Origin of the sequence: Streptomyces sp. NPDC048370, assembly GCF_043200825.1 — a bacterium.
GTDB lineage: Bacteria > Actinomycetota > Actinomycetes > Streptomycetales > Streptomycetaceae > Streptomyces.
Window position 1 is genome coordinate 105,328 of record NZ_JBICYI010000021.1, and the last position, 14,700, is coordinate 120,027.

The window sequence follows — 14,700 nt, forward strand, 5'->3', positions numbered from 1 at the left end:
TCCGGGACGGCGCTTGGCATGTGCGGCAGACTGCGGGCATGCGTACCGCTTACCGCGTGGAGACCGTACGGGCCGCCGAGGCCGAGCTGATGGCGGCGCTGCCCGAGGGCGCGCTCATGCAACGGGCGGCGGCGGGGCTCGCCGCCGCGTGCCTCTCGCTGCTCGGCCGGGGCCATGTGTACGGGGCGAGGGTCGTCCTGCTCGTCGGCAGCGGGGACAACGGGGGCGACGCCCTCTACGCGGGGGTGCGGCTCGCGCGGCGCGGGGCGGGTGTGACGGCCGTCCTGCTCGGCGCGCGGGCCCACGAGGGAGGGCTCGCCGCGCTGCTCCGCGCCGGGGGGCGGGTGACGGAGGACCCCTTCGAGGCGCTCGCCGTCGCCGATCTCGTCGTCGACGGGATCACCGGCATCGGCGGGCAGGGCGGACTGCGGCCGGACGCGGTCCCGGTCGCGCGGGCGGCGCGCGGCTCGGACGCGGTGGTGGTCGCCGTCGACCTGCCGAGCGGGGTGGACGCGGACTCCGGGCAGGTCGCGGGGGAGGCGCTGCGGGCGGACGCGACGGTGACCTTCGGGACGTACAAGCCGGGGCTCCTGATCGACCCGGCGCGGGAGTACGCGGGGGCGCTGCGGCTCGTGGACATCGGCCTGGGAGAGGTCCTGCCGTCGGTGCCGGACATCGAGGCGCTGCAACACGAGGACGTGGCACGGCTGTTGCCCGTGCCGGGCGCGGAGAGCGACAAGTACCGGCGGGGTGTGGTCGGTGTCGTGGCCGGTTCCGCGCGGTACCCGGGCGCGGCGGTGCTCGCGGTGACGGGCGCGCTGCGGGGCGGGGCGGGGGCGGTGCGGTACGTGGGGCCGGCGGGGGCGGCGGTGATCGCGCGCCACCCGGAGACGCTGGTGCACACGGGGTCGCCGGAGGCGCCGAGGAAGGCGGGGCGGGTCCAGGCGTGGGTCGTCGGGCCCGGCCTCGGCGACGAGCGGTCGGGGGTGGCGGAGGTCCTCGCCTCGGACGTACCGGTCCTGGTGGACGCGGACGGGCTGCGGGACCTCGACGCGACGGCGGTACGGGAGCGCACGGCGCCGACCCTGCTCACCCCGCACGCGGGCGAGGCGGCGGCGCTGCTGGGCGTCTCGCGGGAGTCGGTGGAGGCGGAGCGGCTCGCGGCGGTACGGGAGTTGGCGGGGCGGTTCGGGGCGACGGTGCTCTTGAAGGGCTCGACGACGCTGGTGGCGGAGGCGACGGGTCCGGTACGGGTGAACCCGACGGGCACGTCGTGGCTGGCGACGGCGGGGAGCGGGGACGTGCTGTCCGGCCTCGCGGGCTCGCTCCTTGCGGCGGGCCTCGGGGCGCGGGACGCGGGCTCGGCCGCCGCGTACCTCCACGGCCTCGCGGCCCGGCGCGCGTCGGGCGGCGCGCCGATCGTGGCGGGCGACGTGGCGGAGGCGCTGCCGGGGGCGTGGCAGGACGTGGTGACGGGGTAGTTCCCCCCACCCCACCCCTTCCCGAAACCCTGCCGGGGCCGGGGGGACACGCTGATCCAGGGGCCTGCGGCCCCCGGACCCCCGCGGGGACGCGGCAGCTTCGCGCCGCGCGCGGGAGGAAGGTGGGTGCCCCTGCCCCGGCTTCGTTCGGCCCGCCGGCGCAGGCCCGGCAGCATTCGCGCCGCAGGCGTGGTGTCGGGTGCCGTCGACCCCCGGTTGGCGGAACCCGTTGGACCAGGCGTGGGGTTGGGCGGGCGGGCGGCGCAGGGGGCGGGTTGGGTGGAGGGGTGATCAGATGGACCGCGCCCTCCCGTGCCGTGACGTTGCTGCTCGTCGCCGCAGCCGCCCTTCCGCTGACGCCGACCGCATCGGCCTCCGCCCCCGCGCTCGCCGCCCGTACCCCCGCCGAACCGGCGCGCTCCGAACCCGCGCCCGCCGAACCCGCGACAGCGCCCGCCCCCGGCGACCCTGTACCCCCCGTCCCCAGCGACGCCGCGCCCGCCCCCGCCGCCCACCCCGTCCCCTCCGAACCCGCCCCCGCCGCCGAACCCGTCCCCTCCGAGCCCCTCGTCCCCGGTGTCGAAGGGGGTGGGCGGGCCGAGTACCCCATGGATACGCCCGATCAGGTGTTGCCGCCCGTTCCTCAGGACGGGGTCGTCGTGCCCGTGCCTGAGCCTGAGGAGGTGGTCGACGAGCTGGTCGAGTACATGCCGCGCAGTGCGCTCGCCGCCGCCTGCACCGCGCTCGCCGGGCCCCACCAGCGTCGCGTCGAGCAGCTGCTGAAGCTCAAGGTCGACGGCAAGCAGTCCGCCGCCGACTGCAAGGCCATCCGCGCCTTCCAGGTCAAGGAGAAGATCAAGCCCGCCGCCGGCTACGCCGGGCCCGTCACCTGGGCCCGCGCCGAGCTGCTCGCCGCGCGCAAGAACCCCAACGCCGCCGGGAAGTGCCCGGTCAAGACGTACACCGTCGTCTGCGTCGACCTCGACCGCGAGCTCATGTGGGTGCAGAAGAAGCAGAAGGTCACCTTCCCCGTGGTGAACATGCGTAGCGGGCGGCCCGGGTACCGCACCCGTACCGGCTGGAAGACGATCTACTGGCGCAACAAGGACCACTGGTCGTCCCTCTACAACACCCCCATGCCCTACTCCCAGTTCTTCGACGGCGGCCAGGCCTTCCACGCCGTCTACGGCCAGCTCGCCACGCCCACCGGCAGCCGCGGCTGCGTCAATCTGAGCCACGCCAACGCCAAGAAACTCTGGGACGTGCTGCGCAAGGGTGACCGGGTCTACATCTGGGGAAAGCGGCCCGAACGCTGACACCTGAGAGACTGGGCGCGATGACTGAGACACCGCCGCCCCGCAGAGCCCGCGCCGAGATCGACCTCGGTGCGCTGCGTGCGAACGTCCGCACGCTGCGTGCCCGTGTCGCCCCCCGCGTCCAGCTGATGGCCGTGGTCAAGGCCGACGCGTACGGCCACGGCGCCGTCCGCTGCGCCCGCGCCGCGCTCGAAGCGGGCGCCGAATGGCTCGGCACGGCCACCCCCCACGAGGCGCTCGCGCTGCGCGCCGCCGGGATCACGGACGCGCGGATCCTGTGCTGGCTCTGGACCCCCGGCGACCCCTGGGCCGACGGCATCGAGGCCGGGCTCGACATGGCCGTCAGCGGGATGTGGGCCCTGCGCGAGGTCGTCCAGGCCGCGCGGGAGACCGGGCGCCCCGCCCGTATCCAGCTCAAGGCCGACACCGGCCTCGGCCGCAACGGCTGCCAGCCCGCCGACTGGCCCGAACTGGTCGGCGAGGCCCTCAAGGCCCAGAAGGACGGACTCGTCACCGTCACCGGACTCTGGTCGCACTTCGCCTGCGCCGACGAGCCCGGCCACCCCTCCATCGCCTCCCAGCTCGACGTCTTCCGCTCGATGCTCGACTACGCCGAGAAGGCCGGCGTCGAGCCCGAGGTCCGGCACATCGCCAACTCCCCGGCCACCCTCACCCTGCCCGAGGCCCACTTCGACCTCGTCCGGCCCGGCATCGCCATGTATGGAGTGTCACCCAGTCCCGAAGTCGGTACCTCCGCCGACTTCGGGCTGCGGCCCGTCATGTCCCTCATCGGCAGCGTCGCGCTCGTCAAGCAGGTGCCGGGCGGGCACGGGGTCAGTTACGGACACCACTACGTGACCCCGAGCGAGACCACCCTCGGACTGATTCCGCTCGGGTACGCCGACGGCATCCCGCGCCACGCCTCCGGCCGCGGCCCCGTCCTGGTCGGCGACCGGATCCGGCGGGTGGCCGGGCGGGTCGCCATGGACCAGTTCGTCGTCGACCTCGGAGGCGACGCCGTCGAGTCCGGCGCCGAGGCGCTGCTCTTCGGGCCCGGCGACCGGGGCGAGCCGACCGCCGAGGACTGGGCCCAGGCCGCCGACACCATCGCGTACGAGATCGTCACCCGCATCGGCGCGCGCGTTCCGCGCGTCTATGTGAACGGATGAGCAAGAACCCGTAAGCGTCAGCAGCTAGCGAACAGGGGAGCCTCGTGAGCGAGTCCAGCACCGACAACTGGCGGCGTGCCGGGCTCGCCGGTGCCGCGATAGGCGTCCTCGCCGCGGGCGCGGCGGCAGGCGTGGCCGTCGAGCGGCTCACCGTCGGGCGCGGCATGCGTCAGAAGGCGCGGCTCGCCCTCGACGCCACCGCACCCTACGGCTCCCTGCGCGGTACGCCGGGCAAGGCGCTCGCCGACGACGGCACCGCGCTGTACTACGAGGTCGACGAGGTCGAGTCCGACGCGCCCGCCCCCCGCCGTCGGAGGCTCTTCGGCCGCAAGGCGCCCGCGCCCGTCACCGTCGTCTTCAGCCACGGCTACTGCCTCGGCCAGGACTCCTGGCACTTCCAGCGCGCCGCGCTGCGCGGCCTGGTCCGTACCGTCTACTGGGACCAGCGCAGCCACGGACGTTCCGAGCGGGGCCACGCCCAGTCCGGTCCCGACGGCCTGCCCGTCTCCATCGACCAGCTCGGCCGCGACCTCAAGGCCGTCATCGACGCGGCCGCGCCCGAGGGGCCGCTGGTCCTGGTCGGGCACTCGATGGGCGGCATGACGATCATGGCCCTCGCCGACCGCTACCCGGAGCTGGTCCGCGAGCGGGTCGTCGGCGTCGCCTTCGTCGGTACGTCGGCGGGGAAGCTGGGCGAGGTCAACTACGGGCTGCCCTCGGCCGGGGTCAACGCCGTGCGGCGGGTCCTGCCGGGCGTCCTGAAGGCCCTCGGCGCCCAGGCGGAGCTGGTCGAGCGGGGCCGCAGGGCCACGGCCGACCTGTTCGCCGGGCTGATCAAGAAGTACTCGTTCTCGTCCAGGGACGTGGACCCGGCCGTCGCCCGCTTCGCGGAGCGGATGATCGAGGCGACCCCGATCGACGTGGTGGCCGAGTTCTACCCGGCCTTCGCCGAGCACGACAAGTCGGCGGCGCTCGCGGCCTTCCTCGACGTGCCCGTGCTCGCCCTCGCGGGCGACCGCGACCTGGTCACCCCCAGCTCGCACACGGAGGCGATCGCCGATCTGCTTCCGGACGCGGAGCTGGTCATCGTGCCCGACGCCGGGCACCTGGTGATGCTGGAGCACCCCGAGGCCGTGACGGACCGGCTCGCCGACCTGCTCGCGAAGGTCGGAGCGGTGCCCGCGCCGACGGCGACCAAGGCGGGTGCCGGCAGCAGCTAGGTTGGCCGTATGGATGAAGCGCACTCCACTGCCACCCTTGACATCGACTCCCCCGAGGAGATGCAGGAGATCGGGCGCCGGCTGGCCAAGCTGCTCCGCCCCGGCGACCTCGTCATGCTCACCGGCGAGCTCGGCGCCGGGAAGACGACGCTCACCCGAGGCCTCGGTGAGGGCCTCGGCGTGCGCGGTGCCGTCACCTCCCCGACCTTCGTCATCGCCCGCGTCCACCCGTCCCTGGTCGGCGGCCCGGCGCTGGTCCACGTCGACGCGTACCGCCTCGGCGGCGGCCTCGACGAGATGGAGGACCTCGACCTGGACGTCTCGCTGCCCGAGTCGGTCGTCGTCGTGGAGTGGGGCGACGGCAAGGTCGAGGACCTGACGGACGACCGGCTGCACGTCCTGATCCACCGGGTCGTCGGCGACACGGACGACGACCGGCGCACGGTCGTGCTCCGCGGGATCGGCGCGCGCTGGGCCACCGAGAACCTCGCGCTGAGCTGAACGTACGTAGGTTCCGACAAGGTGTCGGGAAGATGTTGCGTCGATCGCACGCGCCGTGGTGACATGGATGCACGAGCTGGTTAGGTGTACCTAACCTACGGGAGGCATGCATGGCGACGCCGGAGCGCGAGCACGCGGAAGCGCGGCCGCGGATGGGCACGTCGATGAGCGATCTGCTGGCGTCCTGTGCCGCGGCCGAGGCGGTCTCGAGACCCCCGCGCACGCCCGAACCCGCGCCGGAACCGGACGTGGCCGAGACCGGGATGCAGCCAGGGACGGAGCGCGAGGCGGCGTAACCCGTACGGGTTACGGGGAAGCCGCCCGGTTCCCGATGCCTAGGGGACGACCACGACCTTCGCGCCGATCGACGCGAACGTCCACATCGCGTCGCCGTCCGCGCGCTTCATCCGGATGCCGCCCGTCTTCCGCGACGGGTCCGGCGTCGGCAGCGTGCCGTCGACCGCCGCGCTGAAGCCGATCGCGACGTCCTGCTCGGTCGTGAACCGCACCACGTGCTCGATCTGCACGCCGTCCGAGCCGGTGACCGAGCCCGAGCGCGAGGTCACCTTGTACGCCCCCGGGGCCGGGTGGACCGTGCTCGGCATGACCGAGAAGGTGTGCGTGGCCTGGCCCTTCGTGTCCACCAGCCACACCCGGCGCTCGGTGAGCCCGTACACGACGCGCGCGCCGGTGCCCGAGTTCGTCGGCACGGCGAGCGGGTCCTTGACGGGCTTCTTGGGGCCGCCGGTCGGCGCCGTCGACGGCGCCGCGCTGGGGGCCTTCGGCTTGGCCGAGACGTCCGCCGGAGCGTTCGCCGAGGCCTGGTAGGCGAGGAAGGCGACCACGGCGACCGCCGCCGCCGTGAGCCCGGCCACGAATCCCGAGCTGCTCCGTGCCACCCTGCTGCCCACCTTTCGTACGTACGTATCGATCGTGACGGTAGCAGTCACCGGCGACCGGGACGGGGCGCCGTGCGGACCGGCCGGGAGCCGTAGGCTGTTTGCGTGCTCTTGCTCGCCATGGATACCGCCACACCCGCCGTCACCGTCGCTCTCCACGACGGAGACTCCGTCGTCGCCGAGGCGCGGCAGATCGACGCCCGCCGCCACGGGGAGCTGCTGCTGCCCGCCGTCGACCGGGTCCTCGCCGAGGCCGGACTGAAGCTCGACGCGGTCACCGGCATCGTCGTCGGCGTCGGGCCGGGGCCGTACACAGGACTGCGCGTCGGGCTCGTCACCGCCGCCACCTTCTCGTCCGCCCTCGGGGTGCCCGTGCACGGCCTGTGCACCCTGGACGGGCTCGCCTACGCCTCCGGGATCGAGGAGCCGTTCGTCGTCGCGACGGACGCGCGCCGCAAGGAGGTGTACTGGGCGCGGTACGAGAACTCCCGTACGCGCGTCACCGACGCGGCCGTCGACCGGCCCGCCGAGATCGCCGAGCAGCTCGCCGGGCTCCCCGTCGTCGGCGCGGGCGCCCGTCTGTACCCCGAGGCCTTCCCGGACGCCCGTGACCCCGAGCACCAGTCGGCGGGCGCGCTCGCGGCCCTGGCGGCGGAGCGGCTCGCGGCGGGCGCCGAGTTCCTCGACCCGCTGCCGATGTACCTGCGCCGCCCCGACGCCCAGGTGCCGAAGAACTACAAGGTGGTCACGCCCAAGTGACCGCCTCGGCGCCCGTGACCGCCGCCGCGACCGGCGAGGCCGTGCTGCGCGAGATGCGCTGGTGGGACATCGCGCCCGTGCTCGTCCTCGAACACGAGCTGTTCCCCGAGGACGCCTGGTCCGAGGGGATGTTCTGGTCCGAGCTGGCCCACGCCCGGGGCCCGCGCGCCACCCGCCGGTACGTCGTCGCGGAGGCCGGCGGGAAGATCGTCGGCTACGCCGGGCTGGCCGCCGCCGGCGGCCTCGGCGACGTCCAGACGATCGCCGTCGCCCGCGAGCAGTGGGGCACCGGGCTCGGCGCCCGGCTCCTCACCGACCTGCTCCAGCACGCCACCGCGTTCGAGTGCGACGAGGTGCTCCTGGAGGTACGGGTGGACAACACCCGGGCCCAGAAGCTGTACGAGCGCTTCGGCTTCGAGCCGATCGGCTTCCGGCGCGGCTACTACCAGCCGGGCAACATCGACGCGCTCGTGATGCGTCTGACCGTCCAAGCAACCGAGACCGAAACTGAAACTGAGACTGATTCCGATGGCTGCTGACGAACCGCTCGTACTCGGCATCGAGACCTCCTGCGACGAGACCGGGGTCGGCATCGTCCGGGGGACGACGCTGCTCGCCGACGCCGTCGCGTCCAGCGTCGACACCCACGCCCGCTTCGGCGGCGTCGTGCCCGAGATCGCCTCCCGCGCCCACCTGGAGGCGATGGTCCCGACCATCGAGCGCGCCCTGAAGGACGCCGGGGTCTCCGCCCGCGACCTCGACGGCATCGCCGTGACCGCGGGACCCGGCCTCGCCGGAGCGCTGCTCGTCGGCGTCTCGGCGGCGAAGGCGTACGCGTACGCGCTCGGCAAGCCGCTGTACGGCGTGAACCACCTGGCCTCGCACATCTGCGTCGACCAGCTGGAGCACGGCCCGCTGCCCGAGCCCACGATGGCGCTCCTCGTCTCCGGCGGACACTCCTCGCTGCTCCTCGCCCCGGACATCACCGCCGACGTCCGGCCGATGGGCGCGACCATCGACGACGCGGCGGGCGAGGCCTTCGACAAGATCGCCCGCGTGCTCGACCTCGGCTTCCCCGGCGGCCCGGTCATCGACCGGCTCGCCCGGGAGGGCGACCCGAAGGCGATCAACTTCCCGCGCGGCCTGTCCGGCTCGAAGGACCCCGCGTACGACTTCTCCTTCTCCGGCCTGAAGACGGCGGTCGCCCGCTGGATCGAGGCCAGGCGCGCGGCGGGCGAGGAGGTGCCGGTACGGGACGTGGCGGCGTCCTTCCAGGAGGCCGTCGTCGACGTGCTCACCCGTAAGGCCGTTCGGGCCTGCAAGGACGAGGGCGTCGACCACCTGATGATCGGTGGCGGTGTCGCGGCCAACTCGCGGCTGCGGGCGCTGGCCCAGGAGCGGTGCGAGCGGGCCGGGATCCGGCTGCGCGTGCCCCGGCCCGGGCTGTGCACGGACAACGGCGCGATGGTGGCGGCGCTCGGCGCCGAGATGGTCGCCCGCAACCGGCCGGCCTCCGACTGGGAGCTCTCGGCGGACTCGTCGCTGCCGGTGACGGAACCGCACGTGCCGGGCAGCCACGGCGACGGTCACGGGCACTCCCACTCCCACGACCACGTGCACGAGATCAGCAAGGAGAACCTCTACTCATGAGGGTCGCCCTGATGTGGGAGGCGCGGGCCGTCCAGGGGCGGGGGCCCGAGCTCATGGAGTGGGCGCGGGCGCAGGAGCTCGCGTCCGAGCCGCTGCGGCGCGAGGCTTTCCGCGCCCCGCAGGACCGGGTGCTCGTCCTGACCTGGTGGGAGACGGAGACGTTCGACGCCGAGCTGCCGGAGCTGCCGGAGCCGACGGCCGATCTGATCACCCGTCCGGTGCATCGTTGGCGTTTCGAGGCCGTGGACTGAGGCAACCCGTAGGTCTTTTATCGCATCATCCACACCGTGACACACGGCGTGGACAAGAAGATCGCGACCTGGGCGGCGCTGACCGCCGCCGCTCTCCTCATCTCCGGATGCGGCGGCTCGGCGGGTGCGGACTCCGCGACGGCTCCCACGAGACCCTCCTCGCCCACGACGGCCCCCGCCGAGGCCAAGGCCCCCGACCGGGCCGCCGAGGCCTCCGTCGCGTACCGGAAGTGGGGCCTGAAGCCCTTCGCGGCCCCGCCCGCCCCGCCGAGGACGAAGCCGGTGACACGGAAGCCGGGCGGGCCCGTCCCCGTCATCAGCGAGATCCCCACCACGGACAAGGTCGTCTTCATCACGATCGACGACGGGGCCGAGAAGGACCCCGAGTTCGTGCAGATGATGGCGGACCTGAAGGTCCCGGTGACGATGTTCCTCACCGACTCCGCGGTACGCGCCGACTACGGCTACTTCAAGCCGCTCGCGGCCCTCGGCAACGGCGTCGCCAACCACACCCTCACCCACCCCAACCTCCGCACCCTCGGCCGCTCCGCCCAGCGCCAGGAGATCTGCGGCCAGCAGACGAAGCTGGCGCAGGAGTACGGGACGACCCCACGGCTCTTCCGCCCGCCCTACGGCAACTGGAACGAGGACACCCGCGCGGCGGCGGGCTCGTGCGGCGTGGACGCGATCGTGCTGTGGCGCGAGTCGATGCAGATCACGAACATGCAGTACCAGCGCGGCGACAAGAAGCTGCACCCCGGCGACATCATCCTGGCCCACTTCCGGGGCCCGGCCGAGCTCAAGGGCACGACGATGACCCGGATGACGGCCAACATGCTCCGCCACATCCAGGAGCAGGGCTTCACGGTGGCCCGCCTGGAGGACTACGTCTGAAAGTCTTCTCCTCCTCGTGTCGATGCGGACCGAGCCCGTTCGACGTATGAGTGAAAGGCGGGGAACGGCCCCGCCCGCCACGCAAGGAGAACGACCATGCCCCGCTACCTGACGATGATCCGCATCGAAGAGGGCGCCTTCCGGATGGAGGAGGCCGACGCCGGCTTCGACGAGCGCATGGGCGCGCTCTTCGAGGAGATCACCAAGGCCGGCGTGATGCTGGAGACGGCCGGGCTCAAGCCGACCGAGGAGGGCAAGCGGGTCGTCTGGGAGGGCGGGAAGATCTCCTACACCGACGGCCCGTTCACCGAGACCAAGGAGGTCGTCGGCGGCTACTCGATCACCCAGTGCCGGGACCTGGCGGAGGCCATGGAGTGGTCGAAGCGGTTCCTGGAGATCCACCCGCCGCAGTGGAAGGTGACCTGCGAGGTCCGCGAGATCGAAGAGATGTGACGCGGCCGGGGCGGGTGGTGTCATGGTTGATCCATGACCGCACCCGCCCCCGGCGCCGTCGAGACCGTCTTCCGGATGGAGTCGCCGCGGATCATCGCCGCCGTCGCGCGGATCGTCCGTGACGTCGGCATCGCCGAGGAGATCGCCCAGGACGCCTTCGTCGCCGCCCTCGAGCAGTGGCCGGAAACCGGCGTCCCCGACCGGCCCGGTGCGTGGCTGACGACCACCGCGAAGAACCGCGCCGTGGATCTCGTACGGCGCCGTGAGACGTACGCGCGCAAGCTGGCCGAGGTCGGGCGTGAGGTCCCGGAGGCCTCGTACGACCCCGAGCCGTCCGGGCCCGGTGACATCGACGACGACCTGCTGCGCCTGATCTTCACCGCCTGCCACCCGGTGCTCTCCGCCGAGGCGCGGACCGCGCTCACGCTGCGGCTCGTCGGCGGGCTTCGCACGGACGAGATCGCCCGCGCCTTCCTCGTACCGGAGGCGACGGTCGCGCAGCGGATCGTCCGGGCGAAGCGGACGCTGGCGAAGGAGGGCGTGGAGTTCGAGGTGCCGTACGGGGAGGAGCGGGCGGCCCGGCTCGGCTCGGTCCTTGACGTCATCTACCTCATCTTCAACGAGGGGTACGCGGCGACCGCGGGCGACGACCTGCTGCGGCCCGCGCTCTGCGAGGACGCGCTGCGGCTTGCCCGGGTGCTCGCGGGGCTCATGCCGAAGGAGGGTGAAGTCCACGGCCTGGCGGCCCTGTTGGAGATCCAGGCCTCCCGGACGGCGGCCAGGACAGCCCCGGACGGGCGGCCGGTCCTGATCGCCGACCAGAACCGGAGCCGCTGGGACAGGCGGCTCATCCTCCGCGGCTTCGAGGCGCTCGGCCGGGCGGGCGAGGGCGGTACGTACGGTCCGTACGCCCTCCAGGCCGCCATCGCCGCCTGCCACGCGAAGGCCACCACGTACGAGGAGACGGACTGGCGGACGATCGCCGCGCTGTACGGGCGGCTCGGCGCCGTCGCGCCGTCCCCGGTGGTCGAGTTGAACCGCGCGGTCGCCGTCTCGATGGCCGAGGGCCCGGAGGCGGCCCTCCCTCTCGTCGACGCCCTGACCGAGGAACCGGCCCTGGCGGGCTACCACTTGCTGCCGAGCGTCCGAGGTGACCTGCTGCAGCGGCTCGGCCGACCGGCCGAGGCCCGCGCGGAGTTCGAGCGGGCGGCCGCCCTGACGCGCAACGAACGCGAGCGCGAACTGCTGCTCGGGCGCGCCCGGGAGGCGGGCGCTCAGTAGCGCAGGATCTGACCGGCCGCCGTGCCGACCAGGACCGTGCCGTCGGGGGTCACGCACAGCGACAGCGGTCCGTACGGGGGCAGTTCGCGGCGGCCGAGGACGGTTCCGGTGGCCGTGTCGGCCGAGACCAGGGTGTTGTCGGCGCACAGGGCGTGGAGGACACCGTCGTACGCGTCGAGGGCGAGGACCTCGGCGTCCAGCGGCCGGGTCCAGACGACCTCGCCGGTCGGGAAGGCCCGGCGGACCAGCTCCTGCGTGCCGTGCAGGAGCGCGGCCCCCGCGGCGTCCGTGGTGTACACCGCCCTGCCGAGCGGCGCGTCGACGGAGAAGAGCGTCGTCTCGCCGGTGGTACGGGGATCGAGCGCGATCACGTCCCGGCGCCGCCGCCCGTACAGCAGCTCCGGGCAGCGCCGGACGTCGAGCGGGACGAGGTCGTACCGGTTCGGCTCCTGGACCCCGCCGAGCGGGGTGCCGTCGGCGGCGAAGAACCGGGTGTTGGGCGGGGTGGGTGGCTCGACCTCGATGCTGCGGTTGTACGTGTCCCGGATCGCCCAGACCCCGTCCGTACGGGCCGACAGCGCGGCCGAGAACGGGACCGAGGGGCGGTCGAGGACCCTGCCGTCGTCCGTGGCGACGAGCGGGAAGTCGGTCCGCGCCCGGGCGTCGGGGCCGGAGACGGCGACCCGGACCGTCCGCTCGTCGGCGGCGACCTCGATGCGCGCGCCGCCGCCGGTGGACGGCGAGGGCACGCGCCAGAGCAGCGAGCCGTCGGGCGCCCAGCACTCCACCGTCGTGAAGTGGCGGGTGGCGAGCACCCGGCCGTCGCTCAGCCCGGCCATGTCCCGGACCCGGCCGTGGCCGGTGTAACTCCGGCCGGCCCGCTCGGCGATCTCCGTGAGCAGCGGGCGCGCGGGCCGACCGGGCAGGTCGGGGTACGTGTCCGGGTCGTCCGGGTCGACCGGCCACCGGTCGAGGGCGGTCAGGTCGAGGGCGTCGGGGCTCAGGCCGAGCCAGTCGTCCCGTACGACCGTGCCCCGGGACGTGTAGTGGACGTACTCGTCGTCCGGGTCCACGCTGAAGAAGGTGAGTTCGAGGGTGCGGGCGTCCGGCCAACGGATCGGATCGATGCCCCACTTGGGGTCGGCGAAGTCGACCCGGTGGCCCGTGCCCGGTTCGAAGAGCGTGAGGCAGCCGGCGCGGTCGTACTCGTCGCCGTTGTCGAGGCCGATGGCGAGGAGGGGGAGCGTGGGGTGGAAGGCGATCGAGTCCGCGTCCATCGTGAACGTCATCAAGTGCGCGCAGGAGAGGTCGGCGGCGCGGTGGACGGCGACCCGGCTCATGCCGTACACCACCGAACTCACCGCGATCCACTGCCCATCGGCGCTGACGACCACCTGGGACGCGCCCCCCTGGAGCTCGGCGAAGGGCTCGTCGTGCAACGGGGTCAGTGGGGCTCGTGGGGTCGTGTGGTCCTGGTTCGGCCCGTGGTCCCGGTTCGGTCCGTGGTCCCGGTTCGGTCCGTGGTCCATGTTCGGCCCGTGGTCCTGGTTCGGCTCAGCCATGGTGTGCCGCCGCCGGTCGGCCGATCAGCATCGTCGGGGCGCCCGCGACGCGGGTCAGGAAGACCGTGGCCGCGTTCGGGCCCTTGGGCTTGACCCGGCGGCGGATCTCCTCCGGTTCGACTGCCGAGCCGCGCTTCTTCACCGTCAGCGTGCCGACCTCGCGCTCGCGCAGCAGGGCCTTCAACTTCTTGAGGTTGAAGGGGAGTTCGTCGGTGATCTCGTACGCCGTGGCGAACGGGGTCGGGGTGAGGGCGTCCGCCGTGACGTACGCGATCGTCTCGTCGATCAGGCCCCCCGACAGCTCCTCCGCGACCTCGGCGACCAGATGCGCGCGGATGACCGCGCCGTCCGGCTCGTAGAGGAAGCGGCCGACCGGGCGGACGTCCGGGTCGGGCAGGCCGCGGCCGGTCAGGCTCGCGCCGGAGGGCAGGAGGGTGGCGCGGCGCGCGCCGGGGGAGGTGCCGAACCAGAGGACGGCCTCCTTCACGTCCCCGCCGTCCGAGATCCACTCCGCCTCCGCCTCCGCCGGCACCGCCTCGTGCGGGATGCCCGGCGCGATCTTCAGCGCAGCGTGCGGGGCCTTGCGGGCCGCCTCGACCGCCCACGAGAGCGGCGGCGAGTACGCCTCCGGGTCGAAGATGCGGCCCCTCCCACCGCGCCGTGCAGGGTCCACGAAGACGGCGTCGTACGGGCTGGTGGCGATCTCGGTCACGTCCGCGCACCGCACCTCGATCAGCCCGGTCAGACCGAGCGCCTCGGCGTTGGCGCGGGCGACCTCCGCCGTCAGCGGGTCGCGGTCCACGGCCAGGACCGCGATCCCGGCCCGGGCGAACGCGAGGGCGTCCCCGCCGATCCCGCCGCAGAGGTCGGCCACGGAACGCACCCCGAGCTCACGGAACCGCTCCGCGCGGTACGTCCCGACCGTCGCCCGGGTCGACTGCTCGACGCCGTTGGGGGTGAAGTACATCCGGTACGCGTCCTCGGCGCCGAACTTCGCCACCGCGCGCTGCCGCAGCCGGGCCTGTCCGAGGGCCGCCGAGACCAGCTCCGCGGGGTGCTCGCGGCGCAGCCGGGAGGCGACGGCCAGTTCCTGGGCGGGGTCGTAGTCGCGCAGGGCGGCGAGCAGCGTCTGACCCTCGGGGGTGAGCAGGGCGGTGAAGGCGGCGAGGTCGGTCACCCGTCCCATTGTGGGCCAGCCGGGGGACGGTGGACGCCCGGGCGGCGGTGTCGACGGCCGTGCGGCGCGAGCCGCTGACAGGATGCG

At 73.6% G+C, this 14,700-nt stretch carries 16 protein-coding genes; 13 read left to right on the forward strand and 3 right to left on the reverse strand.

Features of this window, described 5'->3' with window-relative positions:
* The first annotated feature begins 38 nt into the window (after positions 1-38).
* The 6 genes from ACGFYP_RS32735 (at position 39) to ACGFYP_RS32760 (ending at position 5,983) form a co-directional block, all read left to right on the forward strand.
* Positions 39-1,481: an NAD(P)H-hydrate dehydratase gene (locus ACGFYP_RS32735; protein WP_393501373.1), complete on the forward strand. Its 1,443-nt coding sequence runs from the start codon at positions 39-41 to the stop codon at positions 1,479-1,481.
* A 287-nt stretch (positions 1,482-1,768) separates the two neighbouring features.
* A complete protein-coding gene (locus ACGFYP_RS32740) occupies positions 1,769-2,797 on the forward strand; it encodes a L,D-transpeptidase family protein (RefSeq protein ID WP_393501375.1) in 1,029 nt (342 codons plus the stop codon).
* A gap of 20 nt (positions 2,798-2,817) precedes the next feature.
* On the forward strand, positions 2,818-3,966 hold the full coding sequence (gene alr / locus ACGFYP_RS32745; protein ID WP_393501377.1) for an alanine racemase: 1,149 nt from the start codon (positions 2,818-2,820) through the stop codon (positions 3,964-3,966).
* 44 nt (positions 3,967-4,010) lie between these two features.
* On the forward strand, positions 4,011-5,186 hold the full coding sequence (locus tag ACGFYP_RS32750) for an alpha/beta fold hydrolase (RefSeq protein WP_393501380.1): 1,176 nt from the start codon (positions 4,011-4,013) through the stop codon (positions 5,184-5,186).
* Positions 5,187-5,195: 9 nt separating this feature from the next.
* Positions 5,196-5,687, forward strand: coding sequence for a tRNA (adenosine(37)-N6)-threonylcarbamoyltransferase complex ATPase subunit type 1 TsaE (gene tsaE / locus ACGFYP_RS32755; RefSeq protein WP_361965424.1), 492 nt, complete (start codon positions 5,196-5,198; stop codon positions 5,685-5,687).
* 110 nt (positions 5,688-5,797) lie between these two features.
* Positions 5,798-5,983 (forward strand): hypothetical protein, encoded by a 186-nt coding sequence (locus ACGFYP_RS32760; protein WP_393501385.1) that lies wholly within the window; start codon positions 5,798-5,800, stop codon positions 5,981-5,983.
* Positions 5,984-6,022: 39 nt separating this feature from the next.
* On the opposite strand, the gene ACGFYP_RS32765 is transcribed toward ACGFYP_RS32760, so the two are convergent.
* On the reverse strand, positions 6,023-6,586 hold the full coding sequence (locus tag ACGFYP_RS32765; protein WP_393501388.1) for a hypothetical protein: 564 nt from the start codon (positions 6,584-6,586) through the stop codon (positions 6,023-6,025).
* 105 nt (positions 6,587-6,691) lie between these two features.
* Between ACGFYP_RS32765 and tsaB the strand changes: the two genes are divergently transcribed.
* The 7 genes from tsaB (at position 6,692) to ACGFYP_RS32800 (ending at position 11,874) form a co-directional block, all read left to right on the forward strand.
* The gene (gene tsaB, locus ACGFYP_RS32770) at positions 6,692-7,345 is read left to right on the forward strand and encodes a tRNA (adenosine(37)-N6)-threonylcarbamoyltransferase complex dimerization subunit type 1 TsaB (protein WP_393501391.1); all 654 of its coding nucleotides are present in this window, start codon (positions 6,692-6,694) and stop codon (positions 7,343-7,345) included.
* 53 nt (positions 7,346-7,398) lie between these two features.
* On the forward strand, positions 7,399-7,884 hold the full coding sequence (rimI, locus tag ACGFYP_RS32775) for a ribosomal protein S18-alanine N-acetyltransferase (protein WP_393501456.1): 486 nt from the start codon (positions 7,399-7,401) through the stop codon (positions 7,882-7,884).
* Positions 7,874-8,995 (forward strand): tRNA (adenosine(37)-N6)-threonylcarbamoyltransferase complex transferase subunit TsaD, encoded by a 1,122-nt coding sequence (gene tsaD, locus ACGFYP_RS32780; RefSeq protein WP_393501394.1) that lies wholly within the window; start codon positions 7,874-7,876, stop codon positions 8,993-8,995. Before rimI ends, tsaD begins: the two co-directional genes overlap by 11 nt.
* Positions 8,992-9,246: a hypothetical protein gene (locus ACGFYP_RS32785; RefSeq protein ID WP_361965413.1), complete on the forward strand. Its 255-nt coding sequence runs from the start codon at positions 8,992-8,994 to the stop codon at positions 9,244-9,246. The genes tsaD and ACGFYP_RS32785 overlap by 4 nt, the downstream gene beginning before the upstream one ends.
* Before the next feature lie 36 nt (positions 9,247-9,282).
* A complete protein-coding gene (locus tag ACGFYP_RS32790) occupies positions 9,283-10,140 on the forward strand; it encodes a polysaccharide deacetylase family protein (protein ID WP_393501399.1) in 858 nt (285 codons plus the stop codon).
* A gap of 96 nt (positions 10,141-10,236) precedes the next feature.
* Positions 10,237-10,593, forward strand: coding sequence for a YciI family protein (locus ACGFYP_RS32795; protein ID WP_393501402.1), 357 nt, complete (start codon positions 10,237-10,239; stop codon positions 10,591-10,593).
* Between the two features lie 33 nt (positions 10,594-10,626).
* Complete coding sequence (locus ACGFYP_RS32800; RefSeq protein ID WP_393501405.1) at positions 10,627-11,874, forward strand: RNA polymerase sigma factor; 1,248 nt, start codon at positions 10,627-10,629, stop codon at positions 11,872-11,874.
* Here ACGFYP_RS32800 and ACGFYP_RS32805 read toward each other — a convergent pair.
* Entirely contained in the window at positions 11,868-13,436 is a 1,569-nt protein-coding gene (locus ACGFYP_RS32805; protein ID WP_393501407.1) for a PQQ-binding-like beta-propeller repeat protein, read from the reverse strand. The two genes, ACGFYP_RS32800 and ACGFYP_RS32805, sit on opposite strands and share 7 nt — an antisense overlap.
* The gene (locus tag ACGFYP_RS32810) at positions 13,429-14,622 is read right to left on the reverse strand and encodes an SAM-dependent methyltransferase (protein ID WP_393501410.1); all 1,194 of its coding nucleotides are present in this window, start codon (positions 14,620-14,622) and stop codon (positions 13,429-13,431) included. The genes ACGFYP_RS32805 and ACGFYP_RS32810 overlap by 8 nt, the downstream gene beginning before the upstream one ends.
* Positions 14,623-14,700 lie beyond the last annotated feature (78 nt).